We start from the raw sequence: 26,283 nt of genomic DNA on the forward strand, positions 1-26,283 counted from the left end.
CTGCTACAATTCATACAGTTGCTGCCGAAAGGATTGTTGAAAATGGCTTGGGAAATATTCAGTGCAATCGGTACCGTCGCGTTCGCGGTTTCGGGGGCGATCATTGCGATGGAAGAAGAATACGACATATTCGGTGTGTACCTTCTCGGCGTCGTCACGGCGTTCGGTGGCGGGGCTGTCCGAAACTTGCTGATCGGCGTACCGATTTCTGCACTGTGGGAGCAAGAGCTGCTATTTCAGTTAGCACTCGCTTCGGTGACGTTGATGTTTTTATTCCCGAAAAAGCTGCTATCTCACTGGAACCGGTGGGGCAACTTTTTCGATGCCATCGGACTGTCAGCATTTGCAGTCCAAGGCGCCATGTTCGCAGTTGAATTAGAGCTGCCTGTCTATGCGGTCATCGTCGCTGCAGTCTTGACAGGTTCCGGTGGCGGAATCATCCGGGATATGCTCGCCGGCCGGAAACCCCTCGTCCTGCGCGCCGAGATTTACGCCGTCTGGGCTGCGATCGCGGGCCTATTGATTGGCATCGGCGTGTTCCAGACAGATGTAATGCTCATCGTTCTCTTCGTCTTGATTTCGATTTTGCGCATCCTATCCTTTATGTACAAATGGCGCCTTCCGACACGGAAGCTGTCGGAAGATTGAACAGAAATAGAAAAACTGGCATGGGAGCGGATATCCGCTTTCCGTGCCAGTTTTTTAATGGATTAAGCGATTGTTTCGCCAGCCCAGTCTGTCATTCCACCTTCAACGTTCACTGTTTGAAACCCTTTTTCTTCAAGGATGCCACATGCCATTTCGCTGCGGCGACCGGCACGGCATACGAGGAAATATTCCTGTCCTGCATCCAGTTCATTCGCCCGCTCTTCCACTTCGCCAAGCGGGATATGCTTCGCACCTTCAATCATCCCTACTGCCACTTCATCATCTTCCCTTACATCGATGACGTTCAATTGTTCGCCTGCTTCTAGACGGTCTTGCAATTCTTTTGTTGAGATTGTCTTCATCCGAATCACTCCTTCGATTTATGTATCCAAAACTTAGCTTAGTCGGCGACTAGCATCTCTGTCAATAAAAAAGACAGCCGGACTCATCATCCGGCTGCGCACTTATTCCTGGTGTTCGATCGATACCGGTTTTGCCGGTGAAAATGTAGAGATGGCATGCTTATAGATTAGTTGCTGTTTGCCGTCCGTCTCAACCAGCACCGTGAAGTTATCGTAAGATTTAATAGTGCCTTTCAATTGGAAGCCATTGAGTAAGAAGACTGTTACAAAAATATTGTTTTTACGGAGCTGATTCAAATAGACATCTTGGATATTGACCGCTTTCATCTTTTTATCCCCCTTATCGACCCAGTTCTTTTTTGTCCACCTCTACTTCTTTTCGACACGTGCTTTCTTTATCCTTCAAAATATGGATAATTTTTTGGATATTGTGTTCTGTTCCCTCAAGCGCATCCATCCACTCGATCGGTAATTTGTTTTTGAAATACGTAAATTGCCGCTTTGCATAGCGTCTCGAATTTTGTTTCAGCTTGGAATATGCCTCTTCCAGTTCCACGCGGTTATCCAAATACGCATACAATTCCTTATAACCGATTGCTTGGACCGACTGCACGTCACGCAAGCCTTTTGCGTGTAATCCGCGCACTTCTTCCAGCAACCCTTCCGCGACCATCGCGTCGACGCGTTCATTGATGCGTTCGTACAATACATCCCGCGGGATATCCAAGCCGATGATCGTGCTGTCGTAAAGCGGCTCCAACCCTTGCTGACGGTTTGGTTGTTCGTCACCGGACATGGCGATCTCAAGTGCCCGTATGACACGCCGCGTGTTATTCGGATGAATATCCACTTTCGGTGCGAAGCGCATCAATTCCGCATGCATATGTAGTGGTCCCTTTTCTTCCAGCTGCTCATTCAAGCGATTGCGCAGCTCTTCATCGACTTTATTGTCCGGGAACCGGTAGTCGAACAAGACAGCTTGCACATATAAGCCAGAACCTCCAACAATGATCGGCAACTTGCCGCGCGCAGTGATTTCACTGATTTTCTCGCGGACAAGCCGCTGGAAATCCGCGACCGAAAACGATTCGTCCGGGTCGCGTATATCGAGCAGATGATGTGGAATGCCTTTCATTTCTTCCGGTTTGATTTTTGCGGTGCCGATCGATAGTTCCCGGTATACCTGCATCGAATCCCCGTTAATGATTTCGCCGTCCAGCCGCTTCGCGAGCGCGACGCTGAGCGCTGTCTTCCCTGAAGCCGTGGGACCGACGATTGCGATAACTCTATCCATACTGCACCATCCATTTATGAAACAGCTCGTATTGCTGCTCTTTATTCGTTTCATGTAGCAATTCATGACGCTTCCCTTCGACTAGCTGTACAACAAGGTTTTGGATCCCTGCATCGCGGTACTGCCTTGCTGTCAGAAAAACGCCTTTTCCGGAATCCCCGACTGGGTCGTCATTGCCGGAAATGAGTGTAATCGGTAAATCTTTCCGGATGCGGGCGATTTCATCTTTTCGATTGATGACGCCAAGCCCTTCGAACAAGTCGACGTAAAATTGGTTCGTCATTTGGAAGCCACATAGCGGATCCTCCTCATAAGCACCTACTGCACTGCGGTCCGTCGTCAGCCAGGAAAACTCGGAGCCTTCGTGCCGGAACTTCGCATTGAATTGACCGAACGTCAATTTCGTCAACGCCGGATTCACCGCTTCTTTCCCCATCCACTTAGCGGAACCGCGTGCTAACGCAAGGCCAGCCAGCCGGAGTGGACCTGGATCCCCGCCAGTCCCACTTAAAACGACCGACGAAAGGAGATCACTATCCAACTGGATGAATCTTCTCGCAACGAACGAGCCCATCGAGTGGCCGAACAAAGTAAAGGGCTGCTCCCCGGTCCCTTTCTTTACATGTTCAATGACTTGCCGCGCATCTTCCACCACACGGCTGAACCCGTCGACCGGTGCAAAATAACCGAGCATTCCATTGCGTTCGGCAGTCCTGCCATGCCCGCGGTGATCGTGTCCTGAGACCGAGAAACCACGCGCAACCAGGAAACGAGCGAAGGCGTCGTATCGGCCGATATGTTCAGACATCCCGTGCATCAGATGGATGTGGTGCGCGGGGTGATCCTGCTTGTACAGCACATAATAAATTTCGTGCCCGTCACTTGCACGGACGAAGTTCCGTTCGATGATCATTCGCTCACCCCCTGACGATGTCTGCTTGCCACCTGGATCGCATCATCGAGCTCCCGGCGGTAACGCTCCGACTCTTCGATTGAGTAACCGAGACGTGCCGCCATATACGCAAGGACGCCTTCCTTGAACCGGAGGACATCGTCCAAATGGAAATAAAGGTCGCCAGTTCGTCTGACGAAGAAATCGGCAGGCGTATAGGTCATTTCCTCCTGGATGCCGTATTCGACCGTAGCAGCAAGTGTCCGCGGCAAGTTTCCTTCGATGGATGCAGGCAAGTCCCGGTAGATTTCGAACACTTTGAACGCATTAGTTCCGAAGAACTGGGCGAACATGCGTGCATCGTGGAGCGGCAAATTGAATTCCCCTCCACGCAGGGCTGCCGATTTGACGAATTTCGTGAAATTGCGCGACCCACCGAAATCCCCACCGGACAGTGCCAGCTTTTTCGTTCGGGATTTGCCGACGCTCTTATGCCCTTTTTTCTTCAGTGCAGCATCGACCCGGTCGACGATGGTCTCGCCCATTTTTCGGTAACCTGTCAATTTTCCGCCTGCAATGGATAGGAGCCCGTTTTCCGACTCCCAAATTTCATCTTTCCGGGAAATTTCCGACGGGCCTTTGTTCGGCTCGCTGATTAACGAACGGACGCCAGCCCATGTCGACTCCACTTGATCCACCGTCAAAGAAACGTCCGGGAATTGGTGTTTGACCGCTTCGATCAAATACTTGATGTCTTCTGCGTCCGTTTCCGGCGAGATGAGATCTGCTTCATAAAATGTATCGGTCGTGCCGATGTAGATTTTCGTATCCCGTGGAATCGCGAACACCATCCGTCCGTCCGGTGCATCGAAATAAACCGGATTGTGTAGCGGGAAGTCACGCTGTTCCACGACGATGTGCGAGCCCTTAGTCCAGACGATTTGCTTCTGTGCGGCAGCAGAATCGATTTGGCGCAAGCCGTCCGTCCATGGACCAGCTGCGTTGACAACGACTTTTGCTTTGATATCGAACGCTTCATCCGCTACAAGGTCTCGCGCTTCGATTCCTGAGACTTTCGCATTTTCATAAAGAAAATCTTCCGCTGCTGCATAGTTTAAGCACACGGCACCGTATTCAGCCGCTTTCTTCAGCACTTCGATCGTCAGCCGTGCATCATCCGTCCGGTATTCGACATACGTGCCGGCACCTTTCAACCCTTCTTTACGGAGCAATGGTTCCCGCTCCGCAGCTTCCTCGGCAGACAGCATTTTGCGGCGCTCGCCTTTTTTGACCCCCGCCAATTTGTCATAAACTTTCAGCGCGGCCGCTGTGGTAAGCGGACCGAATGTCCCCCCTTTATAGAAAGGAAGCACTAGCCGATTCGGTTCTGTCACGTGCGGTGCATTTTCATAGACGATTTCGCGTTCCCGACCGACTTCCGCCACCATCCGGAACTCCAGGTTCTTCAAATACCGAAGGCCTCCGTGAATCAATTTCGTCGAGCGGCTCGAAGTTCCGGAGGCAAAGTCCTGCATCTCGATCAACGCAACCGACAGTCCGCGCGTGGCAGCGTCGAGCGCAATTCCCGCTCCTGTGATCCCTCCTCCGATTACCGCCAGATCGAATTCTTCGTTCTTCAAACGGTTTTTTAATTCATTTCGTTTGTCAGCTGAGAACATCATCATCGTCCCTTTCCGTAGATTATTTGAAATGCCTAGCGGCCGCGACCGCTTTCGTCCATCCTTTGTACAGCTCCTCTGCCTGCCCGACTTCCATCGACGGTTTGTACGTCTTCTGGATGGTCGACAGTTCACATACTTCTTCCATGCTGCTCCAGTAACCGGTCGCGAGTCCTGCGAGGAACGCTGCGCCGAGCGCAGTCGTTTCATTGAGCCTTGCCAGTTCGACTTGTTTCTGTAAGAGATCCGCCTGGAACTGCATGAGGAAGGAATTACCGACTGCACCGCCGTCGACGCGCAAGTCACTCACTTTAATGCCTGAGTCCTGCTCCATGCAATCGAGGACATCCTTCGTCTGATAAGCGAGAGACTCCAGTGTGGCACGGATAAAATGTTCTTTTTCCGTTCCACGGGTCATGCCGAACACCGCTCCACGGGCGTCCGAATCCCAGTACGGCGTGCCGAGTCCGACAAACGCCGGCACGACATACACACCGTTCGTAGAATCCACACGCTTCGCGTAGTCCTCCGAATCTTTCGCGTCCTTCAACATCCGCATGCCGTCCCGCAGCCACTGGATTGCCGAGCCGGCGACGAAGACACTGCCTTCAAGGGCGTAGTTCACTTTCCCCCCATATCCCCACGCAATTGTTGTCAGCAGGCCATTTTCGGAATCGACCGCCTGTTCCCCAGTATTCATCAGCAAGAAACAGCCGGTGCCGTATGTATTCTTGGCCATGCCTTTCTCGACGCAGTTCTGTCCGAATAGCGCTGCTTGCTGGTCACCGGCAATACCGGCAATCGGAATTTCAGCACCAAAAAATGTCGAGCGGTCCGTCTTCGCATACACTTCGGAAGAGGATTTCACTTCCGGCAGCATCGACAGCGGAACGTCGAGCTTGGCACAGATTTCTTCGTCCCACTTTAGCTCATGGATGTTGTACAGCAACGTTCTGGACGCATTCGAATAGTCGGTGACATGCGTCTTGCCATCCGTCAGCTTCCAGACGAGCCACGAATCAATTGTCCCGAACAGTAAGTTCCCTTCTTCTGCAAGCTCGCGTGCGCCGTCCGTTTCGTCCAGGATCCATTTCACTTTCGTCCCGGAAAAATATGGATCGAGAAGCAAGCCGGTCTTCTTGCGGAACCAGTCTTTAAGCCCTTCTTCTTTTAACGCATCGATGATTGGCTGTGTCTGGCGTGATTGCCAAACGATCGCCGGTGCAACCGGTTGTCCTGTCTTCTTATTCCAGACGACGGTCGTCTCCCGTTGATTCGTAATGCCGATTGCGTCGATCTGGTTTTCGCTCGTGCCGCTCTCTGTCAAAACAGCTGCGAGCACTGACAGAACCGTTCCCCAAATCTCGTTCGCATTATGCTCGACCCAGCCAGGCTTTCGGAACGTTTGCTTGAACTCCCGCTGTGCCGAGTGGAATACTTCCCCTTTTTTATTGAATAAAATCGCCCGTGAACTCGTCGTTCCTTGGTCGATCGCTAAAATGTACTTTTCCATGCCATCTCCTCCTGTCAGTTCATGACGCGTTTAAACATCTTCTCGATATCATAGGTCCGGAAATGAACGATGACCGGACGACCGTGCGGACATGTGAATGGTTGCTCTGCCAGCTTCAAATCCTTCAGCAGCTGCTCCATTTCGTGTTTCTGCAAGAAATGATTCGCTTTGATCGAGCGTTTGCAGCTCATCATGATCGCAGCGTCCTCCCGCAACTTACGTACATCGGTCTTCCGATTCTTCAGCACTTGCTCGATCAGCTCTTCAATGACTTCCTGCTCGAAGCCGCGCGGGAACCATGTCGGGTATTCCCGGACCACGAAAGATGTGTCGCCGAACTCTTCCAGGAAGACCCCGCCTTCCGCGAGCGCCAGCATGTTTTCTTTCAAGCGGAGCGCTTCATCACGGCTATAATGGAACGTCAGCGGCAACAGCAGTGCTTGACGCTCATCCGCATCGATGTCTCCTACCTTTTCCCTGAAATACTCATACTTAATCCGCTCTTGTGCAGCATGTTGGTCGATCAAGTAAAACCCGTCCGTGCTCTGCGCCACGATATACGTGCCGTGCACTTGCCCGACCACTTCCAGTTCAGGGAATTGCGGCGCTTCGTCATCGATTTCGGGCAGCGTCTCTTCCTGCTGCTGTGTCGGCAAGTCAGGCGGAGTAACTTCGGTATATTCAATTTCGGCTGCGACAGTTTCTTCTCTCGGCGCTTCCACTTCGACGGTTTCTTGCTCCGTTTGTTCTGGAAGCGTGTGTGAAATGGTTGGTTCCTTGACGCTTTGGAACGATTTCCACAAGTCCAGCTGCGCTGTCGGAGCATGCTTCGGCCGTTTCGGTTGTTCTTTTCTCACTTCCGGTGCCCGTACTGCCTGCCGGATCGCTTGATGAATCGTCGTGTGGATGAGTTCCATCAGTTCTTTTTCCTTACTCAAGCGGATTTGCTGCTTGGCAGGATGGACGTTGACGTCTGTCAAATAAGGGTCGCCTTGAATGTTGATCGCAACGATCGGTTGCCGCTCCAGCGGTAAGAATGTATGGTATGCCTTATAGATCGTATTGGCGATGGCGTAATGCTTAACCCAACGGCCATTGACGAAAATGGAGATGTAGTTTTTGTTGGCACGCGTGATTTCCGGAAGTGATGCGAATCCGGACACATGATAATCGGCAGATTCACCGGAAAACGGAATCATTTTCCGCGCGATTGCGGTGCCGTAAATATCCGCGAGCACCCGCTTCAAATCGCCGCTCCCAGCTGTCTGCAAGATCGTCTTGCCGTCATGGACGAGCTTGAAGGCGATGTCCGGATAACTGAGCGCAAAGCGGTTCATGAGATCGATCGAGTGGCCGAGTTCCGTCTGCAGCGTCTTCAAGTACTTCAAGCGCGCCGGTGTGTTGAAGAACAGCTGATCGACTTTTATATCGGTTCCTTGGCGCAGAGCTGCTGGGCGTTGTTCGACGACACGTCCGCCTTCCAGTTGCAGATAAGTGCCGGTCGCGCCGGTCGACGTGATCAACGTCAATTTCGAGACCGACGCGATACTCGCAAGTGCTTCCCCCCGAAAACCAAGTGATCGGATGCGGAACAAGTCATGTTCGTTCATGATTTTGCTGGTCGCATGACGAGCGAACGCCATTTCAGCGTCTTTCGTATCCATTCCTTCCCCGTCATCGATGATCTGGATCGACATGAGCCCCGCCTCCGACAGGATGACGTCGATCGTCTTCCCACCGGCGTCAATGGCATTTTCGACAAGCTCTTTGACGACAGAAGCAGGCCGTTCGACCACTTCCCCTGCCGCGATTTTATTGGAGAGCGGTGCTTCCATCAATCGGATGCGTCCCATTCAATCACTCCTTCCCGCTAAGTTTCCGTTGCAGGGCATCGAGCATCTGCAGCGCTTCAAGCGGCGTCATCCGCGTGACTTCAAGGTCGGCTACTGCCTGCAACACTTCCTCTTGCAGCGGATCCCGCTCATCGAAAATCGACAATTGCTCGACGTGCCGTTCTTCTTCCCGTTTGCCTTCTTCAAATGTCTTCAATAGTTCACGTGCGCGCGAAATGATCGTCGCCGGCAATTCTGCAAGTTCCGCGACGTGGATTCCGTAGCTCCGGTCAGCCGGTCCTTTTTTCACTTTGTGCAGGAACACGACTTTCCCGCCTTGCTCGGTCGCTGCAACGTGGACATTCCCTAGCCGCTCCAACGATTCATCGAGCACGGTCAATTCGTGATAGTGCGTTGAAAACAGTGTATTCGCCCCGATCGTTTCGTGGATGAACTCGATCATCGACTGGGCAAGCGCCATGCCATCGTACGTCGAAGTTCCGCGCCCGATTTCATCGAATAGCAGAAGGCTGCGTTCTGTCGCATGTGTAATGGCATACTGAGATTCCATCATTTCGACCATGAATGTACTTTGGCCGGACGTCAGGTCATCCGCAGCACCGATGCGCGTGAAAATCTGGTCGACGATTGGCAATTCAGCAGACTCTGCCGCAACGAAACTCCCGACTTGCGCCATGATGACCGTAAGCGCCACTTGCCGCATGTACGTACTCTTACCGGACATGTTCGGCCCTGTGATGAGCAGCATGTTTTCCCGCTCCGTCAAGACACAATCGTTCGGGACGTAGTGCTGCTTGTTCAACATCTTCTCGACGACCGGGTGCCGTCCTGCTTTGATGTTGATTTCCTTCGATTGGTGGAACACCGGTTTCACGAAACGGTTCTTCTCAGCCACTTCGGATAAGCTCGCAAGTACATCAAGTTCACTTAGCAGTGAAGCAAGGTGCTGGATGCGGTCAATGAATTCCTTCGTCCGCTCCCGGATATCGACGAACAATTCGTATTCAAGCTTCAAACTTTCTTCTTCCGCAGTTAAGATCAAGCGCTCTTTCTCTTTCAATTCCGGCGTCACGTAACGTTCAGCATTTGCCAACGTTTGTTTCCGTTCGTACCGGTCCAGATCAGCAAGGTGCATATTCGCTTTTGACACTTCAATGAAGTAACCGAAAATACGGTTGAAACCGATTTTCAATGTTTTGATGCCGGTCAAGCCGCGTTCTTTTTGCTCCAGTTCGGCGATCCATTGCTTGCCGTTCCTTGAAGCATCCCGGTACTCATCCAACTGTGCATGAAAGCCATCACGGATGACGCCGCCTTCTTTTGCGGAAAGTGGCGGGCTGTCGCTGATCGCTTCCAGTAACGCGCACACTTCCTCGCAGCGGTCGAGCATCTCTCCGTATGCTTGCAAGATGTCCGTGTCCGCTCCTGCCAACACTTCTTTCAGACCAGGGATTCGGTTCAACGAATTGCGCAGCTGCGCAAGATCCCGACCACTCGCGCTGCCGAATGCGACGCGGCCCGATAACCGCTCCAAGTCATAAACTTCTTTCAACAGACGCTGAATGTCTTCGCGGACGAAAAACTCTTTCATCAATGCTTCGACCATGAGCTGGCGGTTCTCGATTGCCGCGCGATCCGCTAACGGCTGGTGCAGCCATTGTTTCAGCTTACGTCCACCCATTGCCGTCACCGTCTCATCAAGCAGCCATAGAAGCGTCCCTTTCGTTTCTTTCCCGCGAATCGGCTCGAGTAGCTCCAAGTTACGTTTCGAGTGGAAATCAATCGACAAGAGCCGTGAATGTTCGTTAAAGACAAACGGCTGGATATGGCCGAGCGTCTGCTTTTGCGTACGTGCAATATAGGAAAGGAGGCGTCTGCCGGCTTGCTTCAAATCATCCGGGCAAGCAGCGAGGATGTCTTCATCCACCACTTCCGCTCCTTCCATTGGCTCGATGGAAAATACAAGCTCCGGCGCTGATTCGTTCAACAGCAAATACGACTGTTCTGAGACGACCAGTTCGCGAATATGTAATGACCGCAACTCCTGCAAGAGCATGCTATCCGTTCCAGGGATATAGGTGGCTGTCGATTCGCCTGTCGAGACATCGACATACGTCAGCGCGTAGCCATCTACCAGCGGCTCTGCAGCTGCCAAATAATGATTGGTCTTCGAATCGATGTTCTTGCCTTCTGTATGCGTCCCTGGTGTGATGAGGCGGACAACTTCCCGTTTGACGACGCCTTTCGTCAATTTCGGATCTTCCACTTGCTCACAAACGGCAACTTTATGCCCTTTCGAGATGAGCGTATCGATATAGCCCTGTGCCGCATGGTACGGAACACCGCACATCGGGATGCGGTCTTCTCCGTTGCCACCGCGGCTCGTCAGTGTAATTTCGAGAATATGGGATGCTTTCAGCGCATCCTCATAGAACATTTCATAAAAATCACCAAGTCGAAAAAACAGGAATGAATCCTGGTACTCGGACTTCACTTGTAAGTATTGTTGCATCATTGGAGTAATCGCCATTGTTTTACCTCTTTCAAAAAGATCTGATGATCCTATTATAGCAAAGTCCGAAACGACAGAAAAACGCTTGAGGTTATTTTCCCTCAAGCGTTTCATTTACACGTTATCGATTAAGAGCAGCTGCTGCCGCCTGCATCGTTTTGAACACGTGAACCTGTCTCACCGCGCAGAAGATCGCCTTCTGTCGATTCGATCACTTTGTTTGTTACACGGTTTGCAATTGTCGTTGAAACAAGCTGTAGAAGTGAGTTGACTTCCACTTGTGATTGTTTGAATTCTTGAACAATTGGTACTCCGTCAATTTCTTCTTCGATTTTCTCGATTTTCTTCTCGACCAGGCCAAGTGCACGTTCTTTTCCGTATGCCTGGAAGTTGACAGCCTGTTTTTGAAGGCTGCGCAACGATGCGATTTTTTCACGGATTTGTTGGTTTCCGTTGATTTGTTCTTCTGCACGTTTGAAAAAGTCGACTTCTTCCGTTTCCGCGATCATGTCGGCAACTTCACGTGCTTTTTCGATGATTTGATCTTTTGTATAAGCCATTCGTAGACACCCATTTCCCGGCCTCCATCGACCGTATACCATCCACCGTCGAGTGACCATATTTTAATTTCATTCATTTCATCTGGATAACTTGTCGATTCCGATTCAGGTTAAATCGTTAAAATTCATACGGAACCTTTTTATGGCGTCCCGAAAAAACAGTTACGTTTATAACGACATCGACAAACGAAAAATCTCTTCAACCAATTACCTATTATACTGAACAATGGGTCCAAACGACAAGGAGAGTGCTCGGATTGTCGAAGATTCGTCACGAATGTTTGTCAGCTTTCGAACGGATAGTCCGCGTTAATGTAAACACGCTCGCAATGCGTCGCTTTCCCAGTCTTCCCGTCCGCTTCCATGAAGAAGCCGCTGACGACCGGACGCCCTTTTTTCGGCACTTCGAAACGCGTCGGCATATTCGTCTTGAAGCGGTACAGGACGGATTCCTTCTGCATGCCCAAAATTTCATCGTATGGGCCAGTCATGCCGACGTCCGTGATATACGCAGTGCCTTCCGGCAAAATACGGGCATCAGCTGTCTGCACGTGCGTGTGTGTGCCGACAACGCCGGATACGCGTCCGTCAAGGTGCCAGCCCATCGCGATTTTCTCACTCGTCGCTTCCGCATGGAAATCGACGAAGACGAGAGGTGATACTTCGCGTGCTTCACTGACCAGTTCGTCGGCCATTCTGAATGGATCTTCATGCGCTGGCAAAAAGACACGTCCGTGCAAGTTAATGACTGTCAGCGTCTCGCCGTTTTTCGTTACGGACACCGTGCCGCGCCCTGGTGCTTCTTCGGAAAAGTTCGCCGGACGGATCAAGTAGTCGACATCATCGATAAAGTCGAAAATCTCTTTCTGATCCCATGTGTGATTACCCATCGTCAAGACGTCGACTCCCATGAACAATAAGTCCTGGTAGATGGATTTCGTGATGCCGCGTCCTGCAGCTGCGTTTTCACCGTTCGCGATGATGACATCCGGTGCATATTTCCTTTTAAGCCTTGGCAAATAAGATTCCAATGCTTCTCTGCCGATCGATCCTACGATATCTCCAATAAATAAAATCTTCATTTCATCACTCTTCCCATAAGAAAAAGGCTTCGCTGATCACAGATTCACCGAAGCCTTCCCTTTTCATTATTTTGCGTATTCAACAGCGCGCGTTTCACGGATGACCGTTACTTTAATATGTCCCGGATAATCGAGTTCTTCCTCGATTCGCTTGCGGATGTCGCGTGCTAAGCGGTGTGCAGTCATATCATCGATCTGTTCCGGACGCACCATAATGCGGATTTCCCGTCCTGCCTGGATGGCGAATGATTTCTCGACGCCTTCGTAGGATTCAGAGATCTCTTCCAGTTTTTCAAGTCGGCGAATGTAGTTTTCCAATGTCTCGCTTCGTGCACCTGGGCGCGCTGCAGACAATGCGTCCGCTGCCGCTACGATAACAGAGATGACCGAAGTCGCTTCCGTATCGCCATGGTGAGAAGCGATCGCATTGATGACGACCGGATGTTCCTTGTACTTCGTACCAAGTTCCACACCGATCTCAACGTGGCTACCTTCGACTTCATGGTCGATTGCTTTCCCGATGTCATGCAGAAGTCCTGCGCGTCTCGCTAACGTTACGTCTTCTCCTAGCTCAGCTGCCATCAAGCCAGACAGGAATGCGACTTCCACTGAGTGTTTCAGGACGTTTTGTCCGTAGCTCGTACGGTAACGGAGACGACCAAGAATCTTGATCAAGTCAGGATGTAAGTTGTGGATACCGACATCGAATGTCGTTTGCTCACCGATTTCACGGATTTGCTCATCCACTTCGCGTCGCGACTTCTCAACCATCTCTTCGATGCGTGCCGGGTGAATCCGGCCATCAGAGACAAGTTTTTCAAGTGCGAGACGAGCTGTTTCACGGCGGATCGGATCGAATCCAGATAGGATAACCGCTTCCGGTGTGTCATCGATGATTAAGTCGATGCCCGTAAGTGTCTCCAATGTACGGATATTCCGTCCTTCACGTCCGATGATGCGGCCTTTCATTTCGTCGTTCGGCAAGTTGACTACCGATACGGTCGTTTCCGCTACATGGTCAGCAGCAAAGCGCTGCATCGCAAGCGACAAAATATTTTTCGCTTTCTTGTCCGCTTCTTCTTTCGCGCGTAATTCGGATTCTTTCACCATGACTGCGATATCCGTTGAAAGTTCGCTTTCTACTTCCTGTAGGATGATCCCTTTCGCTTCTTCCCGTGTCAATGATGAAATGCGTTCCATCTCCGTCTGTTGACGGCGAACCAAATCTTCCGCTTTGCCTTCCATCTGAGCAATATGCTGTTGTCTGTCAGCGAGTGCCTCGTCCTTACGCTCGAGTCCCGCCTCTCTTTTATTCAATGCATCATCCTTGCGATCTAAATTTTCTTCTCTTTGTAGAAGCCGGTTTTCCTGCTTTTGCAGTTCTGCACGGCGTTCACGAATTTCAGATTCAGTTTCAGTACGCAATTTATGATTTTCGTCTTTCGCTTCCAATAATGCTTCTTTTTTCAGCGCGTCTGCTTCGCGTTTTGCATCTTCAACTAGTTGCTCTGCAGTTTGTTTCGCACCGGTAACCTTGGAATCGTTTGATTTTTTCAATGCATAAAATCCAACAAGCACACCGACGATGATACCCAGCAAAGCGAAGATGATCTCATAAACCATTCAGACACCTCCCCTTGCTCTTTTTTTAAGTTTTACATTTTTACGAGTGAATTGTCATACGGGTCTTACTCAATCAAATAAAAATTAGTAAAATCTACAATTTTAATTGTATAGATGGACGGATTCGCTGTCAACCCATCGGAACCGCGCTTTCCCGCCCTTTCGCAACGGGTGAACGAAAATTCCCATCTTTCCGAAAGGTGTGCATATCTAATTTATTTCGGGATGGAAAAAGCGGAGAAAAGGAATCCTTTTCTCCGCAGTCCGATCTATGTGATTTTATTCTTCGTCGATCAGCAAGTTGAAGTCTTCTTTTTTATCAGACTCGTCAAGAGCTGCAATCGAATACGATGCCGCTGCCATTCCGTAATGCTCCCGGATTCTCCCTGCAATCTCATTGCGGATATTTTCGTTTTCACGAAGGAATTGCTTTGAATTTTCACGACCCTGTCCGAGACGTTCACCGTTGTATGAATACCAGGAACCGCTTTTCTCGACGATTTCAAGTTCTGCACCCAAGTCGACGATTTCACCTTCACGTGAGATCCCTTGTCCGTACATGATGTCAACTTCCGCCGTACGGAATGGTGGTGCCACTTTGTTTTTGACAACTTTGATCTTCGTACGGTTTCCGATAATCTCTGTGCCGTTCTTCAATGCTTCCGCACGTCTTACTTCGAGACGGACAGAAGAATAGAATTTCAATGCACGGCCGCCCGGTGTAACTTCCGGGTTCCCGAACATGATTCCGACTTTCTCACGGATTTGGTTGATGAAGATCGTGATTGTGTTGGATTTGTTGATTGCGCCGGATAGTTTACGAAGTGCTTGGGACATCAGACGCGCTTGAAGACCGACGTGCGCATCGCCCATCTCGCCTTCGATCTCCGCTTTCGGTACAAGTGCTGCAACCGAGTCGACGACGACGATGTCAACTGCTCCACTGCGCACAAGTGCTTCAGCGATTTCAAGTGCTTGTTCACCTGTATCAGGCTGTGACAGAAGAAGCTCGTCGATGTCGACGCCAAGTTTCTGTGCATAGACCGGATCAAGTGCATGCTCAGCATCGATGAACGCTGCTGTTCCACCGGATGCTTGCACTTCTGCGATCGCATGAAGCGAGACAGTCGTTTTACCCGAACTCTCAGGTCCGTAGATCTCGATGACACGCCCACGTGGGTATCCGCCTATGCCGAGTGCTGCATCGAGTGCCAAAGAACCACTTGATACTGTTGAAATATTCCGGTCCGTCTTCTCTCCCAATTTCATGACCGAACCTTTACCGAATTGCTTTTCTATTTGTTTCAGAGCCATATCTAACGCTTGTTTACGATCGCTCAAAAAAAGTCCTCCTCTTAGTAAAAACGATTTTTCTAACTGTCTCTATTATACTCGCTCATTGAGAAATACACAAGAAAAAAGCGAACGTTTATTCGCTTATTGCATGTTAATTCTAATTTTTGATTTGTACCTATGAGGTATTTTCCACATTTGGCCGAGAAAAAACACGCAAAATTAAATTTTGCGTGTTTTATTATTCGTTAACGTACGAATCAAATACGACAGGGCAAGTTTGACTGCACGCAATCGGTTGGTGTTGCGCATGCCGGATAGTTGCAGGCGATACGCATTGACTCCGTCAGCGGTCGCAATGCCGATCCAGACGGTGCCAGCCGGCTGATCGCCGTGTGCGTCGGGACCCGCCGCGCCAGTTAGCGCGACACTGACGTCGGTTCCGAATTTTCGGCGGCATGCTTCAGCCATCGCGATTGCTGTGTCTTCACTGACGGTGCCATGAAGCTCGAGCAGTTCCGGGCTGAGGCCCAGCTGATCCTTTTTCGCTTGTTCGCTGTAAGTGATGACACCGCCTTCCAAAACTGCGCTCGCACCGGGAATGGCTGCAAGTTCGGATTGGAATAGGCCTGCAGTCAAGCTTTCTGCAGCTGAAATGGTCTTTCCGCTCTCACTGAGAAGATCCACCACTTTTGAAGCAAGAGAGTCGTCGTCATAGCCGTATAAGTAATCACCGACACGCGCGAGAATCGCTTGCTTCTCTTTTTGGATCAGTTCCCATGCTTCCTCTTCCGTATCGGTTTTCGCGGTGATGCGCAGTGTCACTTCTCCGTCAGATGCAAGCGGTGCGATCGTCGGGTTTGTTTGTGCGTCCAATATGTCCTGCAAACGGTCTTCGAGTTCCGCTTCCCCGATGCCGTAAAAGCGCAAAACGTGTGACAGAATGACTTCGGCTTTGTTCAGCATATGCGCAAGCTTTGGCTTCGCTTCGAACTGGAACATTGGTTCGATTTCTTTCGGCGGCCCCGGAAGCAGCATATAAACACGATCATCGTGTTTATATAACATGCCCGGTGCCATGCCGTGCCGGTTCACGAGGACGTCACTGCCTGCCAAGACAAGCGCCTGCTTTTTATTATTCTCCGTCATCGGCCGTTTCGCACGTATGAAGAATTCTTCGATTGATTCGAGTGCTTCTTCGTCCATCGCGAGCTCAGTGCCGAGATGCCTTGCGATCGTCTCTTTCGTCAAATCGTCTTTTGTCGGACCGAGCCCGCCGGAAAAGATGATCAAGTCCGCACGCTCTTCAGCGATGGCGATCGCCTTTTCCAATTGGTCGGCATTGTCGCCCACTACCGTATGGTGGTATACATTGATGCCAAGTTCAGCTAGGTGCATCGATAGGAAACGGGCATTCGTGTTTGTGATCTGCCCGAGCAGTAACTCCGAACCGACTGCGATGATTTCTGCGTTCATCCAGATCCCTCCTTCTGTTATTTAGAAGCCAGCAATGCGCGGCGATTGGCATAGAAATAATCCCAGCCGGACCACAGCGTAAAGATTAGCGCGATGTACAGCATGATTTCCCCGAAAGGCACACCGATCGACACAAAGATCGTATTGTAAAGCAACAGTGAAGCGATCGCTAAGATCTGGGCAGTCGTCTTGATTTTGCCAAGTCCGCCAGCCGCGACAACTTCGCCGCTGCCTGCAAGAACAAGACGAAGACCGGTCACTGCGAACTCACGGCTGATGATCAAGATGACAACCCATGACGGTGCAAAGCCCATTTCGACAAGGACGATCAAAGCCGCTGACACAAGCAGTTTGTCTGCAAGTGGATCAAGGAATTTACCGAATGTCGTGACCAAGTTATATTTTCTCGCGTAAAATCCGTCGACCCAGTCTGTAAGTGAAGCAAAAATGAAGATAAGTCCTCCGACAAAGTGGTTGACCGGCATCGTCGCGCCGAATAGAGTGATTGTTCCCCAATCAAAATCGACAAGCATGAAAACCATAAAGACCGGAATAAGTAAAATCCGGGATATCGTAATCTGGTTTGGTATGTTCATAAAGAATCTCCTTTCCGTTCGTCAAGAAAAATAGCCATCTGAACGATGGCTATTGCACGTCTGTAAATTGGATGATGATGTTTTGCGTGATGAGGTCGACTGCGTATTCGATTGGTTCTCCATTGATCGAAAGGGTAACGTTCCCACTTGCGCCGAGGCGCACACGCACTTGTTCAGCAGTCGACAAATCGATTGTTTCCGAATCGCCTGCCTGCATCGTCCGCGCCGGACTCATCAACTCGGCTTGGTTATGATCTGTTGCAGATACCCATGAGGCCCCTGAAGCAGTAATGACCATTTCACGGGTTTCTGGGCCAGACCATGTATAGGTCGTCGTTTCCCCTTGTGTCCCGACTACAGAAAGAGTCGCTGCCGGTTGTGCCGGTTCTTCCTCTTTCACTGGTTCTTCTTCTACATCAGCCGGCTCTTCAGTTGCGCCGTCGCCGTCCTGTCCTTCATCATTCGATTCGTCGTACTGGACACCAGCATCGTTGACAGGTGTCTCCGCCGAATCTCCGTCCTGCAATTGCTGGTAGAAGAACCATGCAACCGCAAAAATGACGACGATGAACAGTCCGACAAGGATCATCGGCATGACTTCGCCTAGACGATTGGATGAACTTCTTGAAAAAGTCTCCCGTCGTGATGGTGTCGGTGCAGCCATTGTCGGACGTACCGGTTCTTTCACCGTCTCCGGCACTTCTGATTTGTATTGTTCTAATATCTCCTCTGGATTCAGTCCGACCGCTTCTGCATATTGCTTGATGAACGCACGAACATAGAACGTTCCGGGCATCATGCTGTAATTACCTTCTTCGATGCCTGCCAAATAACGTTTCTGTATCTTCGTGACGTCTTGCAGATCTTCTAGACTATACCCTTTTGCGACTCTCGCTTCTCTCAGGCGAGTTCCCAATTCGCTCAAAATGACCACCTGCCTGCTTAAAAGTTAAATCCACCAAACATTCCATTTTGGCCTCTGTCATCCATAAACGTGTTCTTTTCCAGCACTTCATACGTAATTTCCTCTTCAGGGTGGTGACGCAGCTCAATGATGTAATCGAAATCATCCATATCGTACTCAGAATGCTGGACAAACATGTCCGGATGTTCAATCACTTTGATCGTCGGCATGCGCATCATTTCACGGACCAGCTGCAGATGGCGTTCATCCGAAGCTTGACGTGTGACAATCCCGTCGAGGATGAAGATGTTGTTATCACTGTGTTCATCGCCCATCAGTTGATTGCGCACCGTTTGTTTGATCATCGTCGATGATAGGAAAATCCATTTTTTATTGGCGCTGACACTTGCAGCGACGATGGATTCCGTCTTACCGACCCGCGGCATCCCGCGCAGTCCGACAAGCTTATGGCCTTCCTGCTTGAAAATCTCTGCCATAAAATCGACCAAAAGCCCGAGTTCATCACGCACGAAACGGAAGGTCTTCCGGTCATCCGCATCCCTCTGGATATAACGGCCATGCCGCACCGCTAAGATATCCCGGAGTTTCGGTTCGCGATATTTCGTCACTTTGATTGTATCCATCGTCTGCAAAATATGTTCGAAACGCAGCAGCTGTGTATCGTGTTCCGCCCGCAGCAGCATTCCGCGACGGCCTTGGTCGACACCATTGATCGTCACGATATTGACACGCAGCATTCCGAGCAATGAAGAAATATCCCCCAACAGCCCGGGACGGTTCACTTGAATTTCGTATTCAAAATACCATTCGATCATTCGTCTCCGACCTTCCGTTTCAGAATTTCCTGTCCAAACTCCCTCTCTCCTATAATAGCTGATTTCAGGAGCCAAGAAAAGGGCAGCTTCTTTATTATTAGATATACCATCCGCCGTTGACACTCATCGTCTGGCCAGTCACGTAATCCGCTTTTCCACTGACCAAAAAAGCGGTCATGTGCGCGATATCCTGTGGTGCGCCGATGCCGAGTGGAATGTCTTCCACAATGGCTTCCAGTTCTTCCTGGTCCAAGTGGCTGTTCATCTTCGTCATGATGAACCCAGGTGCGATGGCATTGACGCGTGTACCAACTGGCGCCATTTCTTTGGCGTACGCTTTGACGAACGCCAATTGTGCCCCTTTCACCGAAGAGTATATCGTTTCCATCGACGCGCCGGCCTGTCCCCAAATCGACGAAATGAAGACGATGTACGTTTTCGGATGACGCTGGAAGAACGGTGAAATCTTCCGGATGCTTGCGACCGGATTTTGGACGTGGACCCGCCAGAGCTTGTTCATGTCCTCCTCCGTTGTATCGATTAACATCTTCACAAGGTCATGACCGCTAGCGACAATGATGCACGATGCATCGAATACCGCCTGCGCCAACCGGTCCGCCCCGTCCACTTGCGAAAAGTCCGCTTGTACCGGAATGAATTCCTGCCCCGCGAATTGCTCCGCAAGCGCTTCTGCCAGTGGCTCGATGTTCCGGCTATGCCAGTGCAGATATAACGACCAGCCTTCTCCCGCAAGTTCACGGGCGATGCTTTCCCCGATTTCCCCGGACGCACCGAGTATCACTGCAAAGCGCTTCACTGTTCCGCTTTCTCCGGCGAAACGATTGTGAAGACAGAACGCTGCTCTTTCGCACTGACAAGTGAAAATGCTTGTTGCAGATCTGCCATCTTAATTTCTTCAAGCACCGGCACTACATCAAACAAGTTCATGTCATTGAAGGCATAGCGCGTGAACTGATTCGCGATGTATTCCGGCGAATTCATCGCACGCAAGAAGAATCCGATACGCTTGCGACGGACACGATCCAGTGCATCTTGACCGAAAGACCATTTCTCGATGGTACGGTCGAATACTTTTTCGACTTGCTCCGCAAATACTTCCGGAACTGTCGTATCCGTTCCGAACAACGCATAGCCGAAGCCTTCCTCGATTGAATAATCGAAGGAGTACGACTCATCGATCCAGTCGTTTTCATATGCTTCGTAGTAGAAGTCTGAAGTGCGACCGAACAACAGCTCGAATGCAAGCTGTGCAGACAACTCGTGCTTCAGCATTTCTTTTCCTTGGAAATCAAGTCGTTCAGGTTTCACACCGACAAATACTTTTGGCTTTTGGACAGCCATTTCAAGCGTCCGTTCTTTGATCGCCGCTCGTTTCATCTCTTGTGGATATTTACGTTCGATCGGCGCTGGCGGATCGAATTGCTTCGACGCTTGGTTCGTACGGATGAAATCCATCATTTCTTCCGGCTCGACCGCTCCGACAACGAATAACATCATGTTCGACGGGTGGTAAAATGTTTCGTAGCATGTGTACAAATGCTCTGCCGTAATGTCCTGGATTGAATCCACTGTCCCAGCGATATCGATCTTCACCGGATGTTCTTCGTAAAGGTTCTCGATCATGCCGAAATATAGGCGCCAATCCGGCTGGTCATCATACATCGTGATTTCCTGTGCGATAATGCCCTTTTCTTTATCGACTGTCTTTTCTGTGAAATACGGGTTTTGGACGAAGTCGAGCAATGTGCCGACGTTCTCCTCGATCTGCCCTGTAGCTGAGAACAAGTACGCCGTCCGTGTGAAGGATGTGAAGGCGTTCGCAGAAGCACCTTGCTTACTGAACTCCTGGAAAATGTCGCCTTCTTCCTTCTCGAACATTTTGTGCTCCAGAAAATGCGCGATGCCATCCGGAACTTTTACTGCTTCCGTTTCGCCGTGCGGCACGAAATGGTTATCGATCGAGCCATATTTCGTTGTGAATGTCGCGTACGTTTTCGAAAAGCCTTTCTTCTGCAGAAGATACACTTCCAAGCCGTTCTCTAGACGCTCGTGGTAAAGTGTTTCATCCACCTGTGCGAATTCCACTTTATTCATCGTCAGACCCCTCCTTGCCGGATAAGAAATACGTCATTTCCAAAGACAGCAGCTTAGCCGCTTCGGAAACGTCTTCTTTCGTTACATTTTGCCAGTTCTCGATCAAGCGTTCCGGCTCTAAACCACCGGCCATCTCTGTATATTGATCATCCAATTCGATTTGGCCACGTGCCGAGTCGAGTGATTCCTTCAACGAGTTGATGAGGAGCGCTTTCGTCTGCATCATCTCTGTATCGGATATGTCTCCTGCTTTGACGCTATCCAACTGTTCTAGGACGAGCTTAACTGCTTTTTGTTCCATCTCCTGATCGATGCCCGCCAGAACGAACATCAAGCCGAAGTGTGAAGCGTAAGAAGATGATACGTAATACGCCATGCTTTCCTTCTCGCGAATATTCGTGAAGAGCTTGGAATGTGCATAGCCACCGAGCACGCCGTTCATTACTTGCATGACCGGGAACTGTGCGTCGCGGAATGTGACCGGCGTATAGAACGCCATGTGAAGCTTCCCTTGCTTCATCTCCGCCGTTTCAAGCACGTGGGATTGGGCTGGCTTCGTAAGGACGAGCGCCGGCATTTTCCCTGGAATTTCACGGCCTTCAAACGGGAAGTACTGCTGTACTTTCGCAGCCATCTCTTCTGGATCCACATCACCGACGATGTAGATCTCGACTTCGTTTTCCTCAAGCATCGAGCGGTATTCGTCCATGACTAACTGATTCGTCAAGTTCTCGACTTCTTCGATCGTTCCGTTCGATGGAATCGATGCGGGATGTCCCGGGAGTGCTAATTCAAGCATCCGGTGCTGCGCATAGCGCGTCTTGTCGTCGATTAACGATTCCAAGCGCTGTTTGACGTTGTTCTTCTCGCGGTTGAATATCGTTTCCTTGAACAAACCTTGCTCCAAGTTTGGCTCGAGTAGCGCCGCCTGCATGATCGCGAATACTTGATCGAGTACGCCCTGCTCCGACAAGTACTGATCGTTCACCGTTTCTGCATGCAAGTTCATCACGTGCCCATTTCCACGCTTAGCGGAATCTATGTACATCGATGTACCGTATAAGTCATCCAATGCAATGCGGAATGCCATCTGGGACGGGTACTTCGCATTGCTGTGCTGTAAAATGTTCGCCAGTACAGAACGCGCTGCAGCTTTTTGCTCGGTCAGCTTGCCCTTGAACCGGATCGATAGATTAATCGTTTTGAATTGCGCCGTCTGATGCACGTGCAACTGCACGCCTGCCGCTAATTTTCTAGTTTGAAACATCTGTATGCCCCCTCATCTTTCCTGCTCTAACTATACCGAAATCCACGCATCAATTGCAAATATCCGGAAAGCCGGAGTAGCGCGTAATCCTTCTCACTCCATAAAGAAAAAAGGCTGCCCCGGCGCCGCTTTCGCGACCATTCCGGGGCAGCCTTATCGGCTTTCCAAAATGTCCAGCGATCATTCCGCTTAGGAAATCAGCGCTGTCCTTTAATATATGGTTCACCATTCGCTTTCGGGGCATTGGCACGGCCAATGACACCAGCAAGCGCTAAGATCGTCAAGACGTACGGCAATATTAACATAAAGACGTTCGGAATTTGATCGACTCCAGGGATTGCATTCCCGACGATTGATAGAGACTGTGCAAGTCCGAAGAAGATTGCCGCTCCCATCGCACCGAGTGGATGCCACTTACCGAAGATAACTGCAGCAAGTGCCATGAATCCTTGTCCATTGATCGTCGCATGGCCGAAGTCGCCCGTGATCGTCTGTGCGTAGATCGCGCCACCGATTCCGGCGAAAGCTCCGGACAATAGAACTGCGATGTAACGCATACGTGTTACGTTAATCCCCATCGTATCCGCTGCCATCGGGTGTTCCCCTACTGCGCGGAGACGCAGGCCGAACGGTGTTTTGTAAATGACGAACCACGAGATGATCGCGATGGCGATCGCCAATACAGATGTTGCATAAATAGAAGAGAAGAACAGCGGCCCAATGAACGGGATATCCGATAGGAACGGAACATCTTTACGCGGGAAGCTCGTTGTGATGAAGTCCGTTTGCCCTTTATCGAAAATTCGTTTAACCAAGTAAATCGACAGTGCCGGTGCCAAGATGTTGATGGCAACTCCAGAGACGACCTGGTTCGCACGGAATGATACCGATGCGACTGCGTGCAGCACAGACAGGAGCAATGCAGCGAGCATCCCGGCAATAAGAGATAGCCAGGGCGTCAAGCCGCCGAATGTGTCAGCAAACATCAAGTTAAAAAGAATCCCTGCAAATGCACCCATGACCATCAAGCCTTCAAGACCGATATTTACAACACCGGACTTCTCGGAAAATACTCCGCCCATTGCAACCAAAATCAGTGGTGCTGCGTAAAAGATCGCTTGAGGAATGATGAAATATAGAATCTCTAAAAAGCTCATCTTATTTCGCCCCCTTCTTGCTAGCCATTCTCTGCAGAAGCAGACGGATGATATAGCCCGATGCTACAAAGAAGATAATGACTGCGATGACGATTTCCACGATTTCAAGCGGAATACCTGCAGCGTTCGGCATATTCAATGCCCCGTACTTCAAGGAACCGAACAGTGTCGCACCGAAGATGACGCCAAGTGGTGTATTCATCCCAAGAAGTGCAACTGCGATCCCGTCGAACCCGATCCCAGTAAATCCACCTTTGGATGAGATGTACTCGAACGTTCCGAGTGCTTCCATCGCTCCGGCAAGACCAGCGAACATCCCTGAAATGACCATCGCAAGAATGATGTTTTTGTTGACGTTCATCCCAGCATATTCAGAAGCGTTCTGGTTGAACCCGACTGCTTTCAACTCGTAGCCAAGCGTCGTTTTTTCCAGCAGGAACCACATGACACCAACCATGATTAGTGCGATCAAGATTCCGTAGTGCAAACGAGAGAAATCAGTCAAGTTCGCAAGGAATTCCGAACGGAGAGATGCACTCGAGAAAATACGCTCTGTGCGGTCACCGCCGTCTGAAACTGTTTTGATCAATGCGTTCGTCACGTGAAGTGCAATATAGTTCATCATGATTGTGACAATAACTTCGTGTACGCGGAATTTCGCTTTTAGTAAACCTGGTACGAAGCCCCATAGTGCACCCGCAAGCATCGCTGCAATGAGCGAAAGCGGCAAGTGGATGATTTTCGGAAGGTCTTCGAAGACAAGTCCGACGTAAGCTGCTGCAAACCAGCCGACGATCAATTGCCCCTCTACCCCGATGTTGAACAGGCCGGAGCGGAATGCAAAGGCAACCGCAAGACCAGCTAAAATATAAGGAGTGATCTGGCGGATCGTCTCACCGATCGTGTATGCATCCCCGAAAATACCATTCCAAAGTGCGATATAACCGTCAATCGGGCTGAACCCACTGACAAGCATGATGATGGCTCCAACAATGAGACCAAGAATTACAGATACAATCGGGACCAGTATATTAGTGACTCTATTCGACATGCTGATCCTCACCTTCTTTCGACAAAGAAACTTTGTTTGATCCATCCTCATCCAATGACTGTCCCGCCATGAGCAAGCCAAGCTGCTGCTCAGTCGTTTCTTCCGGCAGGACGATGTCGACGATTTGTCCATCATAGATTACTGCAATACGGTCTGAAACGTTCATTACTTCATCAAGCTCGAAAGATAGGAGCAATACAGCTTTCCCGTTATCGCGCTGTTCAATCAGTCGGCTATGGATGAATTCAATCGCTCCAACGTCAAGTCCACGCGTCGGCAATGCCGCAATCAGCAAGTCTGGATCACGGTCAACTTCACGGCCGATAATCGCTTTTTGCTGGTTCCCCCCTGACAATGCACGGGCAGGTTCGTGAGCACCTTGAGTACGAACGTCGTACGCTTCGATGATTTCTTTTGCTTTCTTATCGATTTTCTTATAATCGATGATGCCGTTTTTAGAAATCGGCTGTGTGTAATACGTTTGCAAAGCAATGTTATGCCCAATCGGGAAGTCCAGAACCAGCCCGTGACGATGACGGTCTTGCGGGATATGTCCGACGCCAGATTCCGTCACTTTACGTGGTTTGAAGTTCGTAACATCTTTGCCGTTGATTTTAACGGTTCCACTCTTCACTTTCCGAAGACCCGTAATCGCTTCGATCAATTCGCTTTGTCCGTTGCCATCGATCCCGGCAATCCCGACGATTTCGCCTTTGCGGACGTTCAAGTTCAAGCGCTTAATCTTCTCGATTTTACGATAGTCTTCAACGACCAAGTCTTTGATATCCAATACTTCTCCATTTGGATTCGCAGGTCCTTTGACCGTCTTGAACGTAACTTGACGACCAACCATAAGTGAAGCCAGATCGTTCGGTGAAGTCTCGGATGTCGTGACTGTACCGATGCCTTGCCCTTTACGGATAACCGTAACTCGGTCAGAAACGTCCATGATCTCTTTCAGCTTGTGCGTGATTAAGATGATCGACTTACCTTCAGCGATCAAGCGTTTCATGATCTGAATCAACTCGATGATTTCCTGCGGTGTAAGTGACGCAGTCGGCTCATCGAAGATCAAGATCTCCGCTCCGCGGTAAAGTGTTTTCAAAATTTCCACACGCTGCTGCATTCCGACGGAAATATCTTCGATGATCGCATATGGATCGACATTCAGTCCGTATTGTTCAGATAATGCCTGAACTTTCTTGGCCGCATCTTTCTTGTTCGTTATGCCGAATTTTGTCGGCTCACTTCCGAGGATGATGTTTTCCGTCACGCTGAAGTTCTCGACGAGCATGAAGTGTTGGTGCACCATCCCGATTCCAAGATCATTCGCAACGTTCGGGTCTGTAATATTCACTTTCTCTCCTCGGACAAAGATCTCTCCGCCTTCCGGCTGATACAAACCGAACAACACGTTCATCAGTGTTGATTTGCCTGCACCGTTCTCGCCAAGCAACGCATGGATTTCGCCTTTCTTCAGCTGCAGCGTGATGTTGTCGTTTGCTACAAAGTTGCCGAACTCTTTTCGGATGTTCCGCATTTCGATTACGTATTCCACTGTTTTCACTCC

23 protein-coding genes are annotated in these 26,283 nt (G+C 50.2%); 1 reads left to right on the plus strand and 22 read right to left on the minus strand.

What is annotated here, in order from left to right; translation table 11 throughout:
* The first annotated feature begins 42 nt into the window (after nt 1-42).
* The gene (locus GIW82_RS03965) at nt 43-648 is read left to right on the plus strand and encodes a trimeric intracellular cation channel family protein (RefSeq protein ID WP_154748591.1); all 606 of its coding nucleotides are present in this window, start codon (nt 43-45) and stop codon (nt 646-648) included.
* 62 nt (nt 649-710) lie between these two features.
* On the opposite strand, the gene GIW82_RS03970 is transcribed toward GIW82_RS03965, so the two are convergent.
* From GIW82_RS03970 to GIW82_RS04075, 22 genes are all read right to left on the minus strand, one after another.
* The gene (locus tag GIW82_RS03970) at nt 711-1,010 is read right to left on the minus strand and encodes a rhodanese-like domain-containing protein (RefSeq protein WP_154748592.1); all 300 of its coding nucleotides are present in this window, start codon (nt 1,008-1,010) and stop codon (nt 711-713) included.
* A gap of 102 nt (nt 1,011-1,112) precedes the next feature.
* Nucleotides 1,113-1,337, minus strand: a complete 225-nt coding sequence (gene hfq, locus GIW82_RS03975; RefSeq protein WP_154748593.1) for an RNA chaperone Hfq — start codon at nt 1,335-1,337, stop codon at nt 1,113-1,115.
* Between the two features lie 13 nt (nt 1,338-1,350).
* Nucleotides 1,351-2,304 carry a tRNA (adenosine(37)-N6)-dimethylallyltransferase MiaA gene (gene miaA / locus GIW82_RS03980; protein ID WP_154748594.1) on the minus strand — a complete coding sequence of 318 codons (954 nt, stop codon included), beginning with the start codon at nt 2,302-2,304 and terminating at the stop codon, nt 1,351-1,353.
* On the minus strand, nt 2,297-3,217 hold the full coding sequence (locus GIW82_RS03985; protein ID WP_154748595.1) for an alpha/beta fold hydrolase: 921 nt from the start codon (nt 3,215-3,217) through the stop codon (nt 2,297-2,299). Before GIW82_RS03985 ends, miaA begins: the two co-directional genes overlap by 8 nt.
* On the minus strand, nt 3,214-4,878 hold the full coding sequence (locus GIW82_RS03990; RefSeq protein ID WP_154749593.1) for a glycerol-3-phosphate dehydrogenase/oxidase: 1,665 nt from the start codon (nt 4,876-4,878) through the stop codon (nt 3,214-3,216). Before GIW82_RS03990 ends, GIW82_RS03985 begins: the two co-directional genes overlap by 4 nt.
* 19 nt (nt 4,879-4,897) lie before the next feature.
* Complete coding sequence (gene glpK, locus GIW82_RS03995; RefSeq protein WP_154748596.1) at nt 4,898-6,388, minus strand: glycerol kinase GlpK; 1,491 nt, start codon at nt 6,386-6,388, stop codon at nt 4,898-4,900.
* Nucleotides 6,389-6,402: 14 nt separating this feature from the next.
* Nucleotides 6,403-8,241, minus strand: coding sequence for a DNA mismatch repair endonuclease MutL (gene mutL, locus GIW82_RS04000; protein ID WP_154748597.1), 1,839 nt, complete (start codon nt 8,239-8,241; stop codon nt 6,403-6,405).
* Nucleotides 8,242-8,245: 4 nt separating this feature from the next.
* Nucleotides 8,246-10,771, minus strand: coding sequence for a DNA mismatch repair protein MutS (mutS, locus tag GIW82_RS04005; protein WP_154748598.1), 2,526 nt, complete (start codon nt 10,769-10,771; stop codon nt 8,246-8,248).
* A gap of 110 nt (nt 10,772-10,881) precedes the next feature.
* Complete coding sequence (locus tag GIW82_RS04010; protein WP_154748599.1) at nt 10,882-11,313, minus strand: YlbF/YmcA family competence regulator; 432 nt, start codon at nt 11,311-11,313, stop codon at nt 10,882-10,884.
* Nucleotides 11,314-11,597: 284 nt separating this feature from the next.
* Nucleotides 11,598-12,395, minus strand: coding sequence for a TIGR00282 family metallophosphoesterase (locus GIW82_RS04015; protein ID WP_154748600.1), 798 nt, complete (start codon nt 12,393-12,395; stop codon nt 11,598-11,600).
* Between the two features lie 66 nt (nt 12,396-12,461).
* Complete coding sequence (gene rny, locus GIW82_RS04020) at nt 12,462-14,018, minus strand: ribonuclease Y (protein WP_154748601.1); 1,557 nt, start codon at nt 14,016-14,018, stop codon at nt 12,462-12,464.
* Between the two features lie 279 nt (nt 14,019-14,297).
* Entirely contained in the window at nt 14,298-15,359 is a 1,062-nt protein-coding gene (gene recA / locus GIW82_RS04025) for a recombinase RecA (protein ID WP_154748602.1), read from the minus strand.
* A gap of 174 nt (nt 15,360-15,533) precedes the next feature.
* Nucleotides 15,534-16,787: a competence/damage-inducible protein A gene (locus GIW82_RS04030; protein ID WP_154748603.1), complete on the minus strand. Its 1,254-nt coding sequence runs from the start codon at nt 16,785-16,787 to the stop codon at nt 15,534-15,536.
* 17 nt (nt 16,788-16,804) lie between these two features.
* Nucleotides 16,805-17,383, minus strand: a complete 579-nt coding sequence (gene pgsA, locus GIW82_RS04035) for a CDP-diacylglycerol--glycerol-3-phosphate 3-phosphatidyltransferase (protein WP_154748604.1) — start codon at nt 17,381-17,383, stop codon at nt 16,805-16,807.
* A gap of 49 nt (nt 17,384-17,432) precedes the next feature.
* Nucleotides 17,433-18,308, minus strand: coding sequence for a helix-turn-helix domain-containing protein (locus tag GIW82_RS04040; RefSeq protein ID WP_154748605.1), 876 nt, complete (start codon nt 18,306-18,308; stop codon nt 17,433-17,435).
* 17 nt (nt 18,309-18,325) lie between these two features.
* Nucleotides 18,326-19,123: a DUF3388 domain-containing protein gene (locus tag GIW82_RS04045; RefSeq protein ID WP_154748606.1), complete on the minus strand. Its 798-nt coding sequence runs from the start codon at nt 19,121-19,123 to the stop codon at nt 18,326-18,328.
* 97 nt (nt 19,124-19,220) lie between these two features.
* Complete coding sequence (gene ymfI, locus GIW82_RS04050) at nt 19,221-19,940, minus strand: elongation factor P 5-aminopentanone reductase (RefSeq protein ID WP_370455991.1); 720 nt, start codon at nt 19,938-19,940, stop codon at nt 19,221-19,223.
* On the minus strand, nt 19,937-21,238 hold the full coding sequence (gene yfmH / locus GIW82_RS04055) for an EF-P 5-aminopentanol modification-associated protein YfmH (protein WP_154748607.1): 1,302 nt from the start codon (nt 21,236-21,238) through the stop codon (nt 19,937-19,939). Before yfmH ends, ymfI begins: the two co-directional genes overlap by 4 nt.
* Nucleotides 21,231-22,505 (minus strand): EF-P 5-aminopentanol modification-associated protein YfmF, encoded by a 1,275-nt coding sequence (gene yfmF / locus GIW82_RS04060; protein WP_154748608.1) that lies wholly within the window; start codon nt 22,503-22,505, stop codon nt 21,231-21,233. Before yfmF ends, yfmH begins: the two co-directional genes overlap by 8 nt.
* Before the next feature lie 197 nt (nt 22,506-22,702).
* Nucleotides 22,703-23,662 (minus strand): ABC transporter permease, encoded by a 960-nt coding sequence (locus GIW82_RS04065; protein WP_154748609.1) that lies wholly within the window; start codon nt 23,660-23,662, stop codon nt 22,703-22,705.
* Nucleotide 23,663: 1 nt separating this feature from the next.
* Nucleotides 23,664-24,713, minus strand: a complete 1,050-nt coding sequence (locus GIW82_RS04070) for an ABC transporter permease (RefSeq protein WP_154748610.1) — start codon at nt 24,711-24,713, stop codon at nt 23,664-23,666.
* On the minus strand, nt 24,703-26,271 hold the full coding sequence (locus GIW82_RS04075; RefSeq protein WP_370455992.1) for an ABC transporter ATP-binding protein: 1,569 nt from the start codon (nt 26,269-26,271) through the stop codon (nt 24,703-24,705). The genes GIW82_RS04070 and GIW82_RS04075 overlap by 11 nt, the downstream gene beginning before the upstream one ends.
* Nucleotides 26,272-26,283 lie beyond the last annotated feature (12 nt).

Source organism: Planomicrobium sp. YIM 101495, assembly GCF_009707665.1.
Lineage (GTDB): Bacteria > Bacillota > Bacilli > Bacillales_A > Planococcaceae > Planococcus.